Below are 21,385 nucleotides of genomic sequence, written 5' to 3'. Positions count from 1 at the left end.
ATTTTTTACTATTTTCTATAATTATTTGTATAAAAACTATAATTACTCGTGTTTTAAATTTTTTCATTAAGTTTTATCATAGAAATAAAATTATTATTTATTTTACTGTTTCTGGCACTGCAGATAAGATTAATTAATAAGGGATAGGTGATTTTATGAAAAAATTAAAAAGCGCAATTATACTTATGAATGTATTAATTGTGGGAGTTGTAACGTTGTTAGTCAGCATAATATCTATTAATCAATTGAGGCAAAGCAATCAAGAAGCTATTCACCAATATGAAGTTACCCTTAGAGATGGCTATGATAAAAACATAAAAAATCAAGTTGATAATGTAGTTACTCTGTTAAATGGAATAAATAAAATGCAAGCAGATGGAAAATTAACAGAAGATGAAGCAAAGAAACAAGCAAGAAATTTAATAAAAGATCTTCGATACGATGAAACAGGATATTTCTGGATAGATAATGTAAGTCCTTCTGTAAATGATAACTCAGAACTAAAAGCTGATGCTCAAAATACAAGTGAGTCAAATGGATCTTCAACTAATTTTAAGGAAAAAATAATGAGTGTTGTTCTTAAAGACGGTAGCGGGTTTACAAATTTTGATTTTCCGAAAGCAAATGGGCAGTCAGCAACAAAGAGGGCATATTCAGCATTATTTAAACCTTATAATTGGGTAGTAAGTACGGGTAATTACGTGGATAATATTGATGCTGAAGTAGCAGCAAAAACTTTCGAACTTAATAATATGCTAACAAGAACAATTATAGTATTAGTTATATCACTTGTAATATTGATAACCTTATCAATATTTATAGCAGTTAGAGTTTCTTCAAATGTTACAAGACCATTAACTAAGATTAAAGAATTAGCTGAGAGATTAGCTAAGTACGATTTTTCAGAGGATATAAACATAACCAGTAAGAATGAATTTGGACAAACAGCTAATGCATTAAATAAAGCTCAAAATAATGTTAAGAATTTAGTAAAAAATATAAGTAAACAAACTATGGAATTAACAGCTTCAACGGAAGAATTATCAGCTACAGCCCATCAAATTACTGATAGGGTTTTAAGTATAAATGATTCTACTAAAAATATTGTCAGCGATATGAATGAATCAATGGAATCAGCAAAGCAAGTAAACGAATCCATGAAAGAAATTAACGGAAGCATTACAGAATTATCTAAAAAATCAAGTAATGGAAGTGAAATATCATTAGGGTTTAAAGATAAATCTAAAAAAATTAAAAATGAAACAGGTGAAGCACTAGCGAATACTCAAAATATATATGAAGACAGAGAAAAGATGATTATAAGTGCAATTAAGGATGGAACTGTAGTGCAAGAGGTTTCAAAGATGGTAGAGGCAATATCTGCCATAGCTGAAGAAACTAATTTGTTAGCGCTTAATGCAGCAATAGAAGCCGCTAGAGCAGGTGAGCATGGAAAAGGTTTTGCTGTGGTATCTGATGAGGTTAGAAAACTAGCTGAACAATCGGCTAGTTCTGCAATGTCAATTCAAAATACAGTGGCAAAAGTTCAAGGAGCATTTAAGAGACTATCAGATAATAGTTATGAAGTCTTAAATTTCATTAATAACGATGTTACAAGACACTTTAACGAGTTTGTTTCATCTGGAGAATATTATTATGATAATGCTGATGAAATTAGCAAAATATCAGAGGATATAGCTGCAATGACAGAACAATTAACAGCATCAGTTCAGGAAGTAAATGCTATGGTTGACACTATGGCATCCAATTCTGAGAAAGTAACACAAAATTCAGCTGAAATATTGGATAGTATAGCTGATACAACTACAGGTGTTAAAGAAATTGCAGCTACAGTTAAAAGTCAAGCTGTGCTGGCACAAAAGCTTAATGAACTAGTTGATGAATTTAAAATATAAATATTTGATTAACAAGAAATAAAGAAGGTGGGTATTCTTTTATAAATTTGATTACTCGTCTTTTAAAATTTAGTATAAAAAGGAGAGTATAAATATGATAAATAAAAAAAGCAAAATGTATTCTTGTTGGCTTAGTCATACAGGAATTGGGAATAGCAATTATAAAGAATATCTTGGAAACATTGTGATTCCATATAAAAGCAGAATTGTTGAGTCTGCATTAACTGAATTTCAAAGAGCATTTGAAGAAATTTATAATGGGAAAGTAGAACAGAGCATATGGAGCAGAGAGGATGAGATTGAAAAAGATAAATATATAAAATTAGAGAAATGTGAAGATGAAAATTTAATTAGCGAAGGATACAAAATAAAGTATGAGACCACCTTAGAGAAAAAGCAGAGAATTACAATTTCAGCTAAAGATGATAATGGTATTCTTTATGGGGTATTTGCATTGCTACGTTTATTTGGGCAAAATAAACAACTTGAAGACAGAGAAATTATAGATAATCCAAAGAAGAGCATTAGAATGATAGATCATTGGGATAATCTTGATGGAACTGTTGAACGTGGTTTTGCAGGAAGTTCAATTTTGTTTGAAAGCTGCCGCAATAAAGATATAACGAAGTATATTATGGAGACCATAGGTATACCCGCTAGTAATGATTTAATAAGAAAGGCTTTTGATGATGAGTATAAAGCAGCTTCGGATTTAGATAGGATTAACGACTATGCAAGAATACTTTGCTCAGTTGGAATTAATGGAGTAGTTATAAATAACACTAATGTTCATGCCTTAGAAACTTATCTGATTGATAAAAGAATTAATATTGTAAAAACTATTAGTGATATATTCGATAAGTGGGGAATTAAAACATATTTAAGCATTAATTTTGCAGCACCAATTACATTAGGTGAATTAGAAACTTCTGATCCATTAGATGAAAAGGTAAAGGAATGGTGGAAGAAAAAAGCTCAATTTGTATATAATATAATTCCTAACTTAGGTGGTTTTATGGTAAAAGCAGATTCGGAAGGAAGACCTGGACCTTTTACCTATGGGCGTAATCACGCAGATGGTGCAAATATGCTTGCAAGTGCATTGGAGCCATATGGAGGAATATTAATATGGAGATGCTTTGTATATAACTGCAGGCAAGACTGGAGAGATCATACAATAGACAGAGCCAAAGCAGCTTTTGAATGTTTCGATCCTTTAGATGGACAATTCTTGGATAATGTGTACCTCCAAATAAAAAATGGTCCTATGGATTTTCAAGTTAGAGAACCTATTACCCCACTTTTTGGTTCAATGAATAAAACAAATAAATTAATGGAGTTTCAAATAACTCAGGAATATACAGGCCAACAAAGACATGTTTGCTTTTTAGTTCCTTGGTGGAAAGAGGTATTAAGCGCTCCAACTTATGCAAAATTTAATGATGAAGAGAACTTAAGTTGCTTATCACAAAGAATAGATGGAATTGCAGGAGTAGTTAATGTAGGAAATGATGAAAATTGGACGGGTCATTTCTTGGCTCAAGCTAATCTTTATGGTTATGGCCGTCTTACGTGGAATAGCGGCTTAAGCAGTGAAGAAATTGTAGAAGAATGGATTAAGCTTACATTAGGCGATAATCCGCTAGTTATGAAAAACGTAAGTGAAATATTAATGAATTCCTGGGAGACTTATGAGAAGTATACATCACCATTAGGTATAGGATGGATGGTATCACCAGGACATCATTACGGACCAGATATAGATGGGTATGAATTTTCTCCTTGGGGAACGTATCATAGAGCAGATTGCAGAGGCATTGGAATTGACCGTACGCTAGAAAGTGGGACATGTTATGTAGGGCAGTATAATGAACCGCTTAAAAGCCAGTATAATAATTTAGAAACTTGCCCGGATGAATTGCTATTATTTTTCCATCATGTGCCTTATACTCATGTATTGAAATCTGGAAAAACAGTAATTCAGCATATTTATGATACGCATTTTGAAGGTTTTGAGATAGTAGAAAAGTTCATTGATAATTGGAAAGGACTAGAAGGTATTATTGACAAAAATGTATATGAGCATGTACTTGAACGTCTTAATATACAATTAGATAGTGCTAGAGATTGGAGAGATCAGATTAATACGTATTTTTATAGAATGTCTGGAATAGAGGATGAAAAGGCAAGGAAAATATACTAGTTATTAAATGACATTTTTTAATAATTTTAAAATCTATAATTTCTAGTATTTTTTATATAATTTATTAGGTTGTTGGCTATATGCAATGATGATAAACTTTACATTGTAAGGACAAACGTTTACAAAGTATAAAAATGTGTAATTAGAATTAAGAATAGGGGGAAAATAAATGAAAAAAACTAAGTTAATTGTAAGTATGCTTTTGACAGGAACTTTAGCTCTGAGCTTACTTGCAGGTTGTGGCAGTAAAAGCCAAGAAACAAGTAATTCATCAGGTGATGGCAAAATTAAGGAATTCACAGCATTTTTCGCAACAGCAGGAAAGGAACTTCCGGAAAACAATAGGCTAAAAAATGTTATCGCTCAAAAATTTGGAGTAAAGATAAATGAGTCATGGCTTACAGGACAAACTGCTAAAGAAAGAATTGGAGTAATGATTGCAGGTGGCGAATATCCAGATATGATAGATGGAACAGATGGAACACAAGCATTAGTAGATGCAGGGGCTCTTATTCCATTAGAAGATAAAATTGATAAATATCCTAATATTAAAAATTTCTTAACGCCTGCTCAATGGGAAGCATTAAGAAAACCTGATGGACATATTTATTATATACAACAATTCGGAAATGTTAAAAATGAAGATACATCGACATTCTTTAATGATGAAGCTTTCTGGATTCAAAAAGATGTTTTAGCGTGGGCTAATTTTCCAAAGATTACAACTGTTGATGAATATTTTGATTTAATTGAAAAATATAAAGCTGCACATCCACAAATAGATGGACAACCAACTCAAGGGTTTGAAATTTTAAGCGATGACTGGAGATATTTCTGTTTAGAAAATCCTCCTCAATTCGTAGCAGGATATCCTAACGATGGAAGAGCGATTATAGATAAAGCTACATTAACAGCTCATAACTATAATACAATTCCAGAAGCACAAAAATACTTCAAGAAGATTAATGAAGAGTACAATAAAGGAATTGTAGATCCTGAAACATTTACAGCAAAATATGATCAATATATTGCAAAAATTTCTTCTGGTGCAGTACTTGGAATGGTTGATCAATATTGGGAGTTCAGAGATGCTGAATTAGCATTAAAGACAAGAAACTTAGACAATAGAACCTATATTCCACTCCCTTTAACTATTGACAAAAGCATAAAGCCAAATTATAGAATGAAACCAGCATTTAATTCAAGTGGTGGTCTAGGAATCACAACTAGCTGTAAAGATGTAGATGGTGCATTAAAAGCTATTAATGATTTATTATCAGAAGATTCATTAAAATTAAGATACTGGGGAGAAAAAGATAAAGACTATCAAGTAGATGATAAAGGCGTAATGTACAGAAATGAAGAACAAAGAGCAAATTCTAGAAACAAAGATTGGCAAAATGCTAATTTGTGCATGTACACATATTTACCTCAATATACTGCAGGCTACTTTGAAGATAAAATTAATACTATATTACCAGAACAACAATTAAGTGAGTTCCAAGCAACATTAACAGATATAGATAAAAAAGTTCTTGATGCATATGGACATAAGAAATGGTCAGACTTCTTAGATGATATGCCTGAAGAAAATGACCCTTGGTACCCAATTTATTCAGCAACGAATTCTTGGTCAGCAGATGAACCTGCAATGATGGCAATGACAAAGATGGATGATATTAAGAGACAATGGTTACCTAAAGTTATAATGACTACTCCAGATCAATTTGATTCCGTTTGGAATGAATATCAAAAAACACTTACAACTCAAGCTGACATAAAGGTATATGAAGATACACTTACTAAAGAAGTTAAGAAGAGAGTAGATATAGCTAATAAGGCAAAAAAATAGATATATAAGGAAGAATAAGGGATCTTTTTAGATCCCTATTCTTTAAAATTTATTATGTTAGATAAAGAAGGAGGAAGAACATGGAATTGGGAGTAAAAAATGCTGAAGGAAATGTAGAAATAAAAGTAAAAAAGAATATGCTAGAAAAGATGAAAAAACAAAAAGCCTTAATTATAATGTCTATTCCGTTTATCATATATACATTAATATTTAGCTATGCACCTCTTTTGGGATGGGTCATGGCATTTCAGAAATATAAGCCAGGAAAAGCTTTATTTAATCAAACTTGGGTTGGCTTAGATCAATTCAAGACACTATTTGCTGATCCGGTCTTTTTGGGTGTTATAAGAAACACTCTATGTATGAGTATAATTAATTTAGTTTTAGGAACTGTTTGTTCTATTGGTTTTGCTTTACTATTAAATGAAGTAAGGCAGTTGTTAGCCAAAAAATTTATACAAACAATTTCTTATTTACCTCATTTTCTTTCGTGGATAATTGTAACAGGAATTGTTGCAGATGTTCTTACAACAGATACAGGTATTGTTAATCAAGTTTTAATTGCACTACACATTATAAAGGAACCTATAAATTTTTTTGCTGAAACTAAATATTTTTGGGGAATTGTTGGGCTTACAAATGTTTGGAAAGAAGTTGGTTGGGGTAGTATCATTTACCTTGCTGCCATTACTGGTATCAATCCAGATTTATATGAGGCGGCAGAAATTGATGGTGCAGGAAGAGTAAAGAAAATTTTATATGTTACTTTACCTGGAATTAAATCAACAATATTTATACTATTAATAATGAACATTGGAAATATTGTTAACGCTGGTTTTGAACTACAATACTTACTTGGAAATGGCCTTGTTCAAAGTGTATCTCAAACAATAGATATCTTTGTATTAAGATATGGAATCAGTTTAAGTAACTATTCATTAGCTACAGCTGCAGGTATATTTAAGAGCGTAGTTAGTATTGCTTTAATATTTATTGCAAATCAATTTGCAAAAAGAGCTGGTGAAGAAAGGTTATTCTAGAGGAGGAGTATTAATGGCAGGATTAAAAAAGAGAAGTAAAAGTGATATTATTTTTGACAGTATTATAGGGATATTCATGGTATTATTCGTAATTGTTACCTTATATCCTATTTTAAATACATTAGCTGTTTCATTTAATGATGGTATTGATACAGTACGTGGTGGAATTTATCTATGGCCAAGAGTATTTTCCATGAAAAATTATCAAACAGTATTTAATAATCAGAACTTAATGCAAGGTGCATTTATATCAGTCTCAAGAACTGTAATTGCTACAGTGCTTAATGTGTTCTTATCAGCAATGCTTGCATATATACTAAGCAGAAAAGAGTTTATGTTTAAGAAACAGTTATCAATCTTTTATGTATTAACAATGTATGTTAATGGTGGAATGATTCCAATTTACGTTTTAATGAAAACCTTACATTTAACTAATAACTACTTAGTGTATATATTACCTGGTTTAGTTTATGTATTTAACATGATTGTAATCAGAACTTTTATAAATGGATTACCTGATAGTTTAGTTGAATCAGCTAAGATTGATGGTGCAGGAGAATTTAGAATTTTTGTTCAAATTATTTTGCCTTTATGTAAACCTGTACTTGCAACCGTTGCATTATTTGTAGCAGTAGATCAATGGAATTCATGGTTTGATGCAATGCTCTATAACTCACAAAATATAAATTTGACAACATTACAGTATGAACTTATGAAATTATTATCATCTGCAATGCAACAGGGAAATGGAGCAGGTGCAATAGATGCAGCTAAAAATGCAGGAAGCATGGTCACACCAAAATCTATTCGAGCAGCAGCTACAATCGTAACTGCATTGCCAATCGTTTGTCTATATCCATTCTTACAAAGATATTTTGTAACAGGGCTTACTATTGGAGGAGTAAAAGAATAAAGGAGACTAGACTTATGTGGTAGCTTACCAAATCATAAATATTTTTATTACGAAAAACTATAAAAATATTTATGATTTCTGGTGAAGATATACAAATAAGGTTTAGTGAATATACCATTGCATGCCTGTAATAAATCTATATGATAAATTAGATATTGAATAAAAGTTCAAGAAGAAATCAAATTTTCAATTATGTCACATGAGGAGTAGAAGTAGAATGAGTGCTTATGAAACAAATTCCTACCATAATGTCCTTAAAGAATATGGATATTCTGACGAGGAAATCGAAAAAAGATTAACTGACATTTATAATACTATTTTTTATGGAAATGAATCAGAAAGATTATATCATCCCGTTGGGGATGATATGGCTTACTTTGTTGATACAGGCAACAATGATGCTAGAACTGAAGGTATGTCTTATGCAATGATGATGTGTGTTCAAAGGAATATGAAAGAAGAATTTGACAGGCTTTGGAAATGGGCAAAAACTTATATGTATATGGATGAAGGCTGGAATAAAGGCTATTTTGCGTGGTCTGCTAAACTGAATGGAGAAAAGAATGCTTATGGGCCAGCACCTGATGGAGAAGAATATTTTGCAATGGCATTGTTTTTCGCCTCAAATAGATGGGGTGATGGAGAAGGAATTTTTAATTACTCAAAAGAGGCAAGAGAACTTCTTCATGAATGTATTCATAAAGGGGAAAAGGAACCAGGAACTCCAATGTGGGAACCAACAAATAAATTAATAAAATTTGTTCCAAACCTTGACTTTACTGATCCTTCATATCATTTACCACATTTCTATGAATTATTTTCTCTTTGGTGTAATGAAGAAGATCGTGAATTTTGGAAAGAAGCGGCTGAATGTAGCAGAGAATATCTGAAAAAAGCTTGTCATCCTATTACAGGTTTGGCACCAGAGTATTCGAAGTATGATGGAGTACCTTGCGATTCACCTTGGGCTAGGGAGTATCATGAAAGATATTATAGTGATGCATATAGAGTGCCAGCTAACCTAGGTTTATCTTATGAATGGTTTGGAAAATCAGAATGGGAATGTGTATGTGCAGATAAAATTCAGACTTTCTTCTGTGAAACAGTTAAAGGTAAGGCGGATTTAGTTTATGAGATAGATGGCACAATTATTGAAGAAAAAGCCCTGCACCCGGTGGCAATTATAGCAACTAATGCAATGGCTTCTTTAGCTAGTAAAGGAAAGTATAGAAAAGAATGCGTTGACTTATTTTGGAATACACAACTTAGAACAGGTGAAAGAAGATATTATGATAATTGTTTATATTTATTCGCATTCTTGGCACTGAGCGGAAATTATAGAATTTGGAAGTAGGGAAGTAAAAATGAATAAAATAAAAAATCCAATTTTATCTGGATTTTATCCAGATCCATCAATATGTGCGGTAGGAGAGGACTTTTATTTAGTAACTTCTACCTTTGCATATTTTCCAGGAGTTCCAATCTTTCATAGTAAGGATTTAGTTAATTGGAGACAGATTGGAAACGTATTAACTAGAAAATCGCAACTTAATTTAGAGGGCGCAGGTCATTCTCAGGGAATATTTGCACCTACCTTGCGCTATAACAATGGAATCTATTATTTAATTACCACAAATATCTCTCACGGAGGGAACTTTATTGTAACAGCAGAAAAGCCTGAAGGACCATGGTCTGATCCATATTGGTTAGAAGGAGCAATAGGCATTGATCCAAGCCTATTTTTCGATGATGATGGAAAGGCATATTATATAGGAACAAGACCAAATCCAGAAGGTGTACGCTACAATGGAGATTGGGAAGTTTGGATTCAAGAATTAGATTTGAATAACATGTGCCTTGTAGGTGATAGCCATAAAATCTGGAAAGGTGCACTAAGGGATGTAATATGGCCCGAAGGTCCCCATCTTTATAAGAAAGATGATTATTATTATTTAATGATAGCTGAAGGAGGGACAGGCCCTGAGCACTGTGTTACTATTGCAAGAAGTGCATTTATTTACGGAAAATATGAAGGATGTCCGCGTAATCCTATAATTACTCATAGACATTTAGGAAAAAGTTATCCAATAAAGCATGTTGGACATGGAGACTTAGTTAAAACACAAGATGATAAGTGGTTTATGGTAATGTTAGCAAGTAGAACCTGTGATGGATATTGCAATACTGGAAGAGAAACTTTTTTAGCTAAAGTTACCTGGGAAGGGGGATGGCCAGTAGCAAATCCAGGCTCTGGAATATTAGAATTGGAGCAAGATCACGAACTTTTAGAATATGAAGTAGAACCTAAGGAGTCTTGCTATCATTTTTATGGAAAAGAGTTAGATAATACTTGGGTATTTTTAAGAAATCCAAGTGAAAATTTATATTCACTAACAGAAAAAGAAGGTTGTCTGCGCCTATACTTGAAAGAGCAATCTTTAAAAGATTTAGATAACCCAGCTTATATAGGGATTAGACAAAAAGAGTATCATTATATTATATCTACCATGATGGAATTTAATCCGAATAATGAAAATGAAAGTGCAGGAATAGCTATTGTTCAGAGCAATGAATATCATATTAGATATGAATGTACTCAGAGAAATGGAAGAGAAGTATTACAAATTATAGAGTGTAATAATGGCAAAGATATATTAATTAATGAAGTTGAAATAAATTCTAGTAAACTCTGTTTGAAAATGGTAAGCAAGGGACAGAAATTAGATTTATATTATGGAATAGATGGTACTAGTTATAAGTTATTACAAAAGGATGTTAGCACTAAAAATTTAAGTACAGAAGTAGCAGGCGGATTTGTAGGATGTACAATCGGAATGTATGCAAGTAGTAATGGAAAAACCACTGATAATTATGCAGATTTCTACTGGTTTGAGTATAAATAATATACTTCAATATATGACTATTTCTCAAAAAATAATATTAAATATTACATTAAACATAAGAAAAGTTAATTTTTAATTGAAATTATATGTATGAATATTGTAATAAGGGGAGATATAGGTTGTTTAGTAAGAAAAAAAGATTAAAATTGATGAGTTTAATTATTGCAGGTTCTTTATTTAGTGGAATATATACAACTGTTAATTGTGAACCTGCATTAGCAGATGCAGGAAATACATCAGCACAAACTCAAGTAGTTAAACAAGATTATCAAAGGGATATTCCAGCATTAAAAGATGTATTTAAAGATTATTTCCCAGTTGGAACAGAACTTAATCCAAGTATGATGGATAGTAGTAATCCTCATTCTGGATTCATAAAATATCAATATAATGCATTAGTACCAGGTAACTTTATGAAACCTGATGCACTGCAGCCAACTGAAGGCAATTTTCATTGGGATGATGCAGATAAGTATGTAAAGTTTGGTGAAGAAAACAACATGATATTAAGGGGACATACTTTGGTTTGGCATAGTCAAATACCTGATTGGTTTTTCCAAAATCCAACTGATAAAGCTAAGCCTGCTACAAGGGAACAATTAAGAAGTAGAATGGAAAAGCATATAAAAACTGTAGTTGGCCGCTATAAAGGAAAGATAAAGTATTGGGATGTTGTAAATGAAGTTATTTCTGACAAAAGTGGTTTGAGAGGTGATGATGAAAAGTCAAAGTGGAAATCTATAATAGGAGATATTGATGGTGATGGCTACGATGACGATTATATTGAATTAGCCTTTAAGTATGCCCACGAAGCTGATCCGGATGCTACACTGATTATAAACGATTACGGCACTGAAGGAAGTACTAGGAAGAGAGATGATTTATATAATTTAGTTGAGAGAATGCTTAAAAAAGGCATTCCTGTAGGTGGTGTAGGTCTTCAAAGTCATATTTCTATGTATAGTCCTTCAGCTGGGCAAATCAAAGATGATATTGAGAAGTTTGCAAGTTTAAAAAAATATAATCCCAAATTCACTGTTCAAGTTACAGAATTAGATATGTCTATTTATAGTGGTAATAATGAAGGTACAAAGACAGTTACAGATGATATTCTAGCACAAGAAGCAAGTCAATATAAAGCAATATTTGATGTCTATAAAGAAGAAGCTAAAAAAGGTAATTTAGGCTTGGTTATGTTCTGGGGAGGTTCAGATGATGATACATGGTTAGATAATTTCCCAGTAAAGAATAGACCAGATTCTCCACTACTTTTTGATAGAAGCTTACAGGCTAAACCAGCTTATTGGGCACTTGTTGATCCCTCAAAGGTTAATGTGTTTAAGCAAAAAACAAGTATTTCAAATGGAGCACCTGTTATTGGAAATGCTTTGGATCCAAAATGGATGATGGTTAAGCCTTTTGATGTTAACGCATATATAAGAGGAATAGATGGAGCTACAGCTAAAGTGAAAACCATGTGGGATTCAAATAATCTATATGTTCTTGCAGATGTAAATGATGTGACAGTTGCAAATAATGATGGAGCAGATATATTTATAGATGATGGTACAGGTAAATATGTGAAATATTCAGTTAAACGTAATACTAATAGTGATACAGTTAAAGTTATTTCAACATCAAAAGGATATCAAATACAAGCTAAATTACCATTAGGTAGTATTCAGCCTAAAGTGGCAACTGAACTTAAATTTGATATGAAAATTAATGATTATGATACTTATGGAATCTTAAATTCCTCAGTAGTTTGGAATGATTATGTAAGTGATGGAATAATGAAACCAGAAAATGGTGGAACTTTAGTATGTAATCCTGAGTCAAAATCAGTAGAAACTAAAAAAGGAACTCCTGATATTGATGGTAATATCGATGATATATGGAATAGTGCTAATGTTATAAGCACAGATGTGAGTGTACAAGGTAATAATGCAGCTAAGGCTAAGGTTAGAACTTTATGGGATAAGGATTATATATATGCATTATATGAAGTTACAGATAGTAATTTAGATAAATCTAGTAAAAATGCATATGAGCAAGATTCAGTTGAGGCATTTATAGACGAGAATAATGCAAGAACTTCAGCCTATGATAATGATGATGCTCAATATAGAGTTAATTATGATAATGAACAAAGTGGTGGTGGAAGCAGGATTACTGATAAATTCAAATCAGCCACAAAAGTAACTGATAATGGATATATAGTAGAAATGGCCATACCTTTACACAACGAGGCTGTAACTAATCAAATTATAGGATTTGATGCTCAAGTAAATGACGCTGCAGGAGGTGTAAGAAACGGAGTAAATATCTGGTCTGATTCAACTGGTCAAACTTGGTCTACTATGAGTAATGTAGGCAATTTAAAACTTGTTGATTAATTTTAAATATTCAAGGGAAATAGTAGTATGAATATGAAAGGGAAGTAAATTGTTATTCTAATCCAAGTATCCGCTAATTTTTTACTAAGCAAACTTATAACTTTGATGGATCATAGCATAAGAAGAATTATCAGGGAGGAGTGGCTGGATATCAGCAACTCCTTCAAAAACACTAAGTTTTAGAGATTTAGTGGATAAGCATGTAAGTAAGAAAGGTAAGAAGATAATATATGATTAAACATTATTCAATAATAAAGGGAAAAAAATTTTCATTTAACAATAATGCATTGTTTTGTATTGGAACGGGAAGAATGGGACTTGCACTTCATAAAGCTTATCAAGAACAATTAAAATATGTTCAGGATAACATACATTTTTCCCATATTCGTGGACATGGATTGTTTTCTGATGACATGGCAATTTATCAGGAGTATAAGGATGATCTTGGCAATATAGCTGCAGAGTATAATTTTACGTATCTTGATATGGTTATGGATTCTTATCTTGAACTTGGGATACGTCCATTTTTGGAATTAGGATTTATGCCAGAGAAGCTGGCTTCTGGAGATCAAACGGTGTTTTATTGGAAAGGAAACGTGACACCACCCAAAAGTTATGAGGGATGGAAGGCTCTTGTTCAAGCAACATTAAGCCATTTAATGGAACGCTATGGTAAAGATGAAGTGGTAAAATGGCCGATTGAGGTATGGAATGAACCGAATCTGAGCGTTTTCTGGAAAGATGCAGACAAGCAGGAATATTTTAAATTGTATGAATTCACAGCTAAGGCAATTAAAGAGCTTGATAAAAGATTTAAAGTTGGAGGGCCTGCAATTTGTGGCGTTGATGATGTTAACTGGATGAAGGATTTCGTGAATTTTTGCCACGAAAATTCTGCGCCCATAGATTTCGTGACAAGACATGCTTATGCAACAGAAGCGCCGGAATTCATCGGGCACTATGGATATCAAGAGTTGCGTGAGCCAGAGGACTTAATTAGAGAATTGCAAATAACTAGAGATATTGTAGATATCTATGAAGAATATCGAGGCATTGATATTCATATAACGGAATTTAATACTTCTTACATTCCAAATTGTCCATTACACGATCAAAATGTAAATGCTACTTATATTGCTAAGCTTCTTTCTAGCTTAGGTGATTGTAATGCCTCATACTCTTATTGGACGTTTGGAGATATTTTTGAAGAAAATGGAGTTCCATTTACTCCATTCCATGGTGGATTTGGTCTTGTTGCTAATGGTGTAATCCCTAAACCAACCTTTTGGACATTTGCATTCTTTAAAGAGCTACAAGGCGAGTGTGTACACCGATCTGAAGAAGCCGTTATAGTGCAGGCACAAGACGGAAGTTATAGAGGTGTTGCATGGAATTTAATAAAAAATACTGAGGCAGACCAAAACTTGGAGCTAAATATTACGTTACCGATGGGCCAAGAGTCTCATGCCTATTAGTTAAAACTGTTGATGAAACATGTTGTAATCCACTTAAGATTTGGCATGATATTGGAGAGCCAGCATATCCGACACCTGCACAGAATGCATTACTTCGTGCAAGCTCAATGCCATTAGTTGCTACAGAGCGAATGCTTGCGGATGAGGAGAAGATTACGATAAAGCTAAATCTAAGCAAGAATGCTTTGACATATTTTGAAGTATTTCCAGTAAATCAAAAAAGTGATAGAGGATATATATATTTAAAATAAGAGAGGAGGCTCTAATATGAGAAATAATCCCATTATTTGGGCTGACTATCCAGATCCAGATATAATACGAGTAGATGATACTTATTATATGATTACTACAACAATGCATTTTATGCCAGGCTGCGTCATTATGCGTTCTTATGATCTTATAAACTGGGAAGTGGCAACCTATGTATATGAAACTTTAGATGATACACCAAATCAAAAATTAGAAGGTGAAAAACATATTTATGGAAAGGGTATGTGGGCAGCCTCTCTTCGTTACCATAAGGGCAGATTTTATGTGTGTTTTGTAGCAAATGATACGCAAAAGACATATCTGTATACAGCTACTGGTATAGCTGGACCTTGGAAAAAACAAATAATAGAAGGCTTCTATCACGATTGTTCATTGCTATTTGACGATGATGACAGAATTTATATTATTTACGGTAACACTGAGATTTATCTCACAGAATTAAATGAGGAGCTTTCGGGTCCTAAACCAGGTGGAATAAATAGAATAATTGTAAAAGAGACACAAGAATTTTACCTTGGTTACGAAGGTGCTCATTTCTATAAAATTAATGGTAAGTATTATGCATTTTTTATTCATATATTAAAGGCTGGGCATCATCGCAGAACTCAGGCTTGTTTTGTGGCTAATTCTTTAGAAGGTGAATTTGTTGGTGGAGATGTTTTTGATGATGATATGGGATATCATAATTTAGGTATTGCTCAAGGAGGAATCGTAGATACTCCAGAAGGAAAATGGTATGGAATGTTATTTCAAGATCACGGTGCTGTTGGCCGTATACCTGTTCTTGTACCGATGCATTGGGAAAACGATTTTCCGGTATTCGATAAAAATGCTCCTGAATACATTGAGATTCCGAGTACACGACCAAATTATAAGTATAAACCGCTTGTTGGAGATGATGATTTTATTTATAAACTGGATGAGAAAGACAAGATTCATATAAAAGATATCTGGCAGTGGAATCATACACCATCAAATAATTTATGGTCAGTAACAGAAAAGCCAGGAACATATCGTATCCATTCAGGAAAAATAAGTCCGAATTTAAATTATGCAGTAAATACACTGACACAACGTGCTATGGGACCTGCGTGTGAAGCAACTGTAAATTTAGATGGTAGCGAGCTTAAAAATGGTGATTATGCTGGTTTATGCTTCTTGATCAGTTCATACGGGTTGATTGCACTCACTAAAGAAGAAGACAAATATTATTTGGTAATGTTAGCAAGAGAAACTGATGACAAATCTGTCTTTGGAAACTTGATAGACAATGAACCTGGAGTTGAATATGCTAGGGTTCCTATAAAGGGAAATAAAGTTATGCTTAAGGCATATGGATATTTCGTAAATAATAAAGACGAGTGTGAGTTTTATTATCAGGATGGAGAAGAATGGATTAAATTAGGTATCACACACAATATTGTATGGAAAATGGATCAGTTTGTGGGATGCCGTTTGGGATTGTTTTTGTTTTCTACAAAAGAAGTTGGGGGAATCGCTGAATTTTCAGAGTTTAGATATAGCATTCTAAAATAAAAGAGTAAATTTAATTAATAACCACGAATATTCAAAATCAACTGAGTAGAGAGACGTTTTTATGTTACTAAGATAATATTTATTTTTGCAAAAAACAAGTATTTGCCTATAGCGGTTTAATGTTATATCATAGAATGTAAGAGAGTGATAAATTAAAAAAGAGGTAATAGAATGAAGAACCTTAAAATACTGAATAATTATAGTATTAGATCAAAATTATTACTAATATATCTTGTTTGTGTATTAGTTCCTATGATTGTTACTAACTCTATATTCTATATTACTATAAGAAATAGTGAAGAAAAAGAACAGAGAATAAACATGGAGCATTCTATTGATAGAGTTAAGTATAATTTAGATGCAGTATTTGATGATTGTGTATTAGTATCAGATCACTTATATAAAGACATAACTTTAAATGATTTCATTAATAAAAGATATAATAGCCTTCTCGCCTACTATGACAGATATATTTTTTTACTACAAAACAATGTAATAAAGTATTACTATGGGCCGCAACATGTATATCAAGTTACAATTTTTACAGACAATAGCACAATAAGTGATAGCGATAATTTTGTAAAGTTAACGCCCAAAATACGTGAAAGTGAGTGGTACAAACAGTTTCAGAATAATAAAGAGGCTATGACTATATCTGTGTTTTACGATGAGGATAAAAAATTATCTATAAATAATATGGCTAGGACAATTAGCATTATTCGAAAATTGGACAACTTTGATAAAACCCATGAAAATATTTTGAGAATAGATGTTGATTATAACGTAATATTGAATAATATTTTAAATGAAAAAATGGAAGATAATATATATATATGTAATAAAGATTTAGTTTTATTTTCTAATCAAAAATATGGTGTAGGAGCAGATGAATTTGATTCTATAGACTCCATAAAAGGCGAGAAGGTCAAATTAAACGATTTCTATAAGTTTAAGATGTCAAAAGAAAAGTGGAATATAATGATTACTGAAAAAGGAACGAGCCCATTTTTGAAGATAATTGAAAAAAAAGAATTATTTATTGAATTGATAATATTAAATCTACTGCTGCCTACAATAATTATAGCTTTAATTTCGCATTCAATTGGTAATAGGATTGCTTTACTTAATATATATTTAAGAAAAGTGGAAAATGAAGAGTTTTCCATAATAGAAGAATATAGTTATGGAAAAGATGAAATAGGGAAATTAATTCGAAGTTATAATATGATGGTTTTAAGGATTAAAGAACTAATAGAAGTGGTATTTAAGAGAGATGTAGAAAAACAGCGCCTTGAACTAGCTAAAAAACAGGCAGAATTAAAAGCGCTCCAAAGTCAGGTGAATCCTCATTTTATGTTTAATACCCTTGAAAGCATTCGTATGAGAAGTTTAATTAAAGGGGAAGTTGAGACTGCTGGAATAATTGAAAATTTATCATCATTGCTGCGAAAAACAATAAATTGGGGAGAAGATAATATTGCTATTGAAGATGAAATGCGTTTTGTAGAAAATTATCTCCAAATTCAAAAATACCGTTTTGGTGATAAATTATCTTATAGTTTTTATGTCATGGAAAAGTGCAAGAATATAAAGATTCCAAAGCTGTCTATTTTAAGCTTCGTTGAAAATGCTTGCGTTCATGGAATTGAGGAAGTGTCTCATAATGCAAGTATTAATGTAGCTATATTTAGATATGATAATAATTTAATTATTGAAATTTCAGATACAGGAATTGGAATGGATAAAAGGCAGCTCAATTCAATTAGGGAAAAACTTAATAATGCAGAAATAGAAACTCTAAATAATAGTAAAAGTACAGGAGTTCTTAATACTTGTATGCGTTTACAAATGTACTGCAATAATAGTATGCAATTTCAAATTGAAAGTAAATTAGGAGAAGGTACAGAAGTCACCATACAAATTTGTCTTGATGAACTAAAGTTAAACAATCATGCAGTTAAAGAAAATGAAAATACTAATTGCTAATATTAGGGGGAGATTTATGATTAAAGTTTTAATAGTAGATGATGAACCATTTATTAGACAAGGCTTAAAGATTTTAATTGATTGGGAACAATATGGATACGAAGTTGTTGGAGAGGCTGCGAATGGTATTGAAGCCATTAAAGAGTTAGAAGTAAAAGATATTGATTTAATAATTGCAGATATAAAAATGCCTGAAATGAATGGTCTTGAATTAATTGAATATGTACGTGGTAATATGTTAAATGAAGTGAAATTTATTGTACTAAGCGGTTATTACGAGTTTGAATATGCTAAAAAGGCAATAAAATGTAATGTAACTGATTACATTTTAAAACCAATTAATAGAGAAGAACTAATTAAGGTTTTGAGTGGGTTTAAGGAAGAGCATATTAAGCGGGAACAAAGGCATATAATACAAAAAATAAAAGATAAAGCTATTTATGATAGATACTTAAATGAAATCATATATGGAAAATGCAATGATTCTAACCTAGAATATATTAAAAGGCATCAGAATTTTTCTTCTGAATTACGATATATGATTATTGAAATTAATTATGAAATGAGCGTATCAGATAGTGAGAAAAGAGAACAGCAATTAATTTTTCATAAAAATGTGGTCGAATGGCTAGGCGAAAATTATTACAATGTAATTATTGATGTAGGACAGTCTAAAGGCTGTTATGATATTGGTTTTATTTATGATAAAAGGTTAGCTAAAGAAAAGGAAATGAGTGAAAATGAATATATATTGAGCTTTAAAACTCATATGAAGCAAATTCAGAAGTACGATTTTTTCATTTATATAGGACAGAAAGTTAATAGTATTGAAGAAATAGCATTATCATATAAATCTGCATCTGTGGCTAAATTATTTTCTGATTTTTCAATTGGTAATAATATTGCATATTATGATGAAATGGCTAAGAAGAAAGAATTCAGCTGTAATAAGGGAAAACAATACATGGATTATTTAATTCATGAAATTGAAGATAACAATCAGGAAGAAATAATAAAGTGCGTTGATAAAATTTACGCAAGTTTTAGAGAATATAAGATAAATTTAGATATTATAAAAATTAATATAAATTATTTATTATGCAATTTAATTAATATTGCAAAGGAGTTAGATTCTGAAGTTGATCAAGAGGAAGTAATGCAGTATATTAGTTCCGTTTCTTTTGAACAAATGATAAGTAGAGGAAGTGCAAATCATTTAAAGGACTTTTCTTTAGTTTTTGCGGAATATCTAAGCCAGTTAAGACAAACCTCATTTCAGGGAATTCTATGTCAGATTGACAAAGAAATTTCAGAGCATTACATGGATAAATTAAGCTTAAAATACTTAAGTGAAAAATATTATATAAATAGTGCATACTTGGGGCAAATTTTTAAAAAACAATACAATGTATCATTTAAAGACTACCTAAATGCATATAGAATTGAAAAAGCAGCAGAATTACTCAAACGAGGTGATGAGAAAATTTATAAAATTGCAGAGAAGGTTGGCTATAATAATACCGATTATTTTATAAATAAATTTGTTCAATTAAAAGAAAAGACACCACTGCAATATAGAAAACAATTTTGTTGTAGTAAATGATAATTATAAATGAAGAGTACGAAAAGCTTAATAAGGAGTGATAATATTATGGCAAGTATATTGTTAAGGTTCCCCGAAGGTAGAGCAAAAGCTCTTACGTTGAGCTATGATGATGGAGTAGAGCAAGACATTCGTCTAATTGAAATCATGAATAAGTATGGACTTAAAGGAACTTTTAACTTAAACAGCGGGGTGTATGCAGAAGAAGGTACTGTTTATCCTGAAGGGCAAATTCATCGAAGGATGACCGAAAAGAAGGTTGCAGAAACATATATAAATTCAGGTCAAGAGGTAGCAGTACATTCACTAACACATCCATTTCTTGAACAGTTGCCAAGTAATTTAATTATCAAGGAAATAATGCAAGATAGGGAAAACCTTGAAAAGCAATTTAATACAATTGTACGTGGAATGGCCTACCCGTATGGTACATTTGATGATAAAGTTGTTGCGGCTCTTGAGGCATGCGGAATAGTATATGCAAGAACTGTAATATCAACAAATGATTTTAGAATTCCTAAAGATTGGATGAGATTAACTGCAACTTGTCACCATGATGCACCAGAACTTCAAGATTTGACTAGAAAATTTATAGAAGAAAAAGTGTCTCATACACCATATCTGTTCTATTTATGGGGCCATAGTTATGAATTTGAAGCTAATAATAATTGGCATATAATCGAAGATTTCGGTAAATATGTAGGTGGAAGAAAAGATATTTGGTATGCAACTAATATAGAAATTTATGAATATATTGATGCGTATAACAGACTAATATTTAGTGCTGATGGCAAATATGTGAAAAATCCATCAAGCAGAAAAGTATGGTTTGAATATGGAGAGAAGATTATTGAAATAGAAGGCGGAGGATTAAAACAATTATATACTTTGAATCTAAACTAAGGCAAAATATAGTTATTTAATATATAAATTCATATTTTTCCCTAACAGTACAGAGATGTATTGTTAGGGAATTTTTTATCTAAAATAAAATATGAATGGTAATATGTACAGCCTGTTATTTTATATGACTAATAGCAAATAAGTATAAAAATTCGTATAAAATCTATAATTTTATGGGTTTTAAATTTATGGTAATTTTAGTAAAATTATTTTGAAATTAATTCAAATTAACCCAAAAAATATAACTAGCTAGTATAACCACATGGTTTTATTATAAACGTGGGAATGATGATAGTTATAACCTTCAATTTTCTAATTATACTTATCTTTTTATTCAAAGTATCACTTACAATCAGAAAAACAATAGTACCATTTTTGGAGAATTTAAT

Annotated in this window: 14 protein-coding genes; all 14 read left to right on the top strand. The window is 31.6% G+C overall.

What is annotated here, in order from left to right:
* The first annotated feature begins 185 nt into the window (after window positions 1-185).
* The 14 genes from COL3_RS04420 to COL3_RS04360 all read left to right on the top strand — a co-directional run bounded on the left by COL3_RS04420 (window position 186) and on the right by COL3_RS04360 (window position 20,996).
* A complete protein-coding gene (locus tag COL3_RS04420) occupies window positions 186-1,916 on the top strand; it encodes a methyl-accepting chemotaxis protein (RefSeq protein ID WP_180277918.1) in 1,731 nt (576 codons plus the stop codon).
* A gap of 94 nt (window positions 1,917-2,010) precedes the next feature.
* Window positions 2,011-4,119 carry an alpha-glucuronidase family glycosyl hydrolase gene (locus COL3_RS04415; RefSeq protein WP_008429068.1) on the top strand — a complete coding sequence of 703 codons (2,109 nt, stop codon included), beginning with the start codon at window positions 2,011-2,013 and terminating at the stop codon, window positions 4,117-4,119.
* Between the two features lie 169 nt (window positions 4,120-4,288).
* On the top strand, window positions 4,289-5,971 hold the full coding sequence (locus tag COL3_RS04410; protein WP_008429066.1) for a hypothetical protein: 1,683 nt from the start codon (window positions 4,289-4,291) through the stop codon (window positions 5,969-5,971).
* A gap of 80 nt (window positions 5,972-6,051) precedes the next feature.
* Window positions 6,052-7,011: an ABC transporter permease subunit gene (locus tag COL3_RS04405; RefSeq protein WP_008429064.1), complete on the top strand. Its 960-nt coding sequence runs from the start codon at window positions 6,052-6,054 to the stop codon at window positions 7,009-7,011.
* A gap of 13 nt (window positions 7,012-7,024) precedes the next feature.
* Window positions 7,025-7,924 (top strand): carbohydrate ABC transporter permease, encoded by a 900-nt coding sequence (locus tag COL3_RS04400; protein ID WP_008429061.1) that lies wholly within the window; start codon window positions 7,025-7,027, stop codon window positions 7,922-7,924.
* Window positions 7,925-8,141: 217 nt separating this feature from the next.
* On the top strand, window positions 8,142-9,278 hold the full coding sequence (locus COL3_RS04395) for a glycosyl hydrolase family 8 (RefSeq protein ID WP_008429059.1): 1,137 nt from the start codon (window positions 8,142-8,144) through the stop codon (window positions 9,276-9,278).
* Between the two features lie 10 nt (window positions 9,279-9,288).
* A complete protein-coding gene (locus tag COL3_RS04390; protein ID WP_008429057.1) occupies window positions 9,289-10,827 on the top strand; it encodes a glycoside hydrolase family 43 protein in 1,539 nt (512 codons plus the stop codon).
* A gap of 119 nt (window positions 10,828-10,946) precedes the next feature.
* Entirely contained in the window at window positions 10,947-13,223 is a 2,277-nt protein-coding gene (locus tag COL3_RS04385; protein WP_008429055.1) for an endo-1,4-beta-xylanase, read from the top strand.
* A 230-nt stretch (window positions 13,224-13,453) separates the two neighbouring features.
* Window positions 13,454-14,698 (top strand): glycosyl hydrolase, encoded by a 1,245-nt coding sequence (locus tag COL3_RS04380; RefSeq protein WP_008429052.1) that lies wholly within the window; start codon window positions 13,454-13,456, stop codon window positions 14,696-14,698.
* A gap of 107 nt (window positions 14,699-14,805) precedes the next feature.
* Window positions 14,806-14,949: a hypothetical protein gene (locus COL3_RS29115; protein WP_242982097.1), complete on the top strand. Its 144-nt coding sequence runs from the start codon at window positions 14,806-14,808 to the stop codon at window positions 14,947-14,949.
* Window positions 14,950-14,965: 16 nt separating this feature from the next.
* Window positions 14,966-16,504 carry a glycoside hydrolase 43 family protein gene (locus COL3_RS04375; protein ID WP_008429050.1) on the top strand — a complete coding sequence of 513 codons (1,539 nt, stop codon included), beginning with the start codon at window positions 14,966-14,968 and terminating at the stop codon, window positions 16,502-16,504.
* 171 nt (window positions 16,505-16,675) lie between these two features.
* The gene (locus COL3_RS04370) at window positions 16,676-18,490 is read left to right on the top strand and encodes a histidine kinase (protein WP_008429047.1); all 1,815 of its coding nucleotides are present in this window, start codon (window positions 16,676-16,678) and stop codon (window positions 18,488-18,490) included.
* Window positions 18,491-18,506: 16 nt separating this feature from the next.
* Window positions 18,507-20,093 (top strand): response regulator, encoded by a 1,587-nt coding sequence (locus tag COL3_RS04365; protein ID WP_008429045.1) that lies wholly within the window; start codon window positions 18,507-18,509, stop codon window positions 20,091-20,093.
* 48 nt (window positions 20,094-20,141) lie between these two features.
* Window positions 20,142-20,996, top strand: a complete 855-nt coding sequence (locus tag COL3_RS04360; protein WP_008429043.1) for a polysaccharide deacetylase family protein — start codon at window positions 20,142-20,144, stop codon at window positions 20,994-20,996.
* Window positions 20,997-21,385: the final 389 nt, after the last annotated feature.

This window comes from Clostridium sp. LS, from assembly GCF_002760435.1.
Taxonomy (GTDB): domain Bacteria; phylum Bacillota; class Clostridia; order Clostridiales; family Clostridiaceae; genus Clostridium.
Note: the sequence above shows the minus strand (reverse complement) of the source record. Positions and strands in the feature narration are given on the sequence as shown.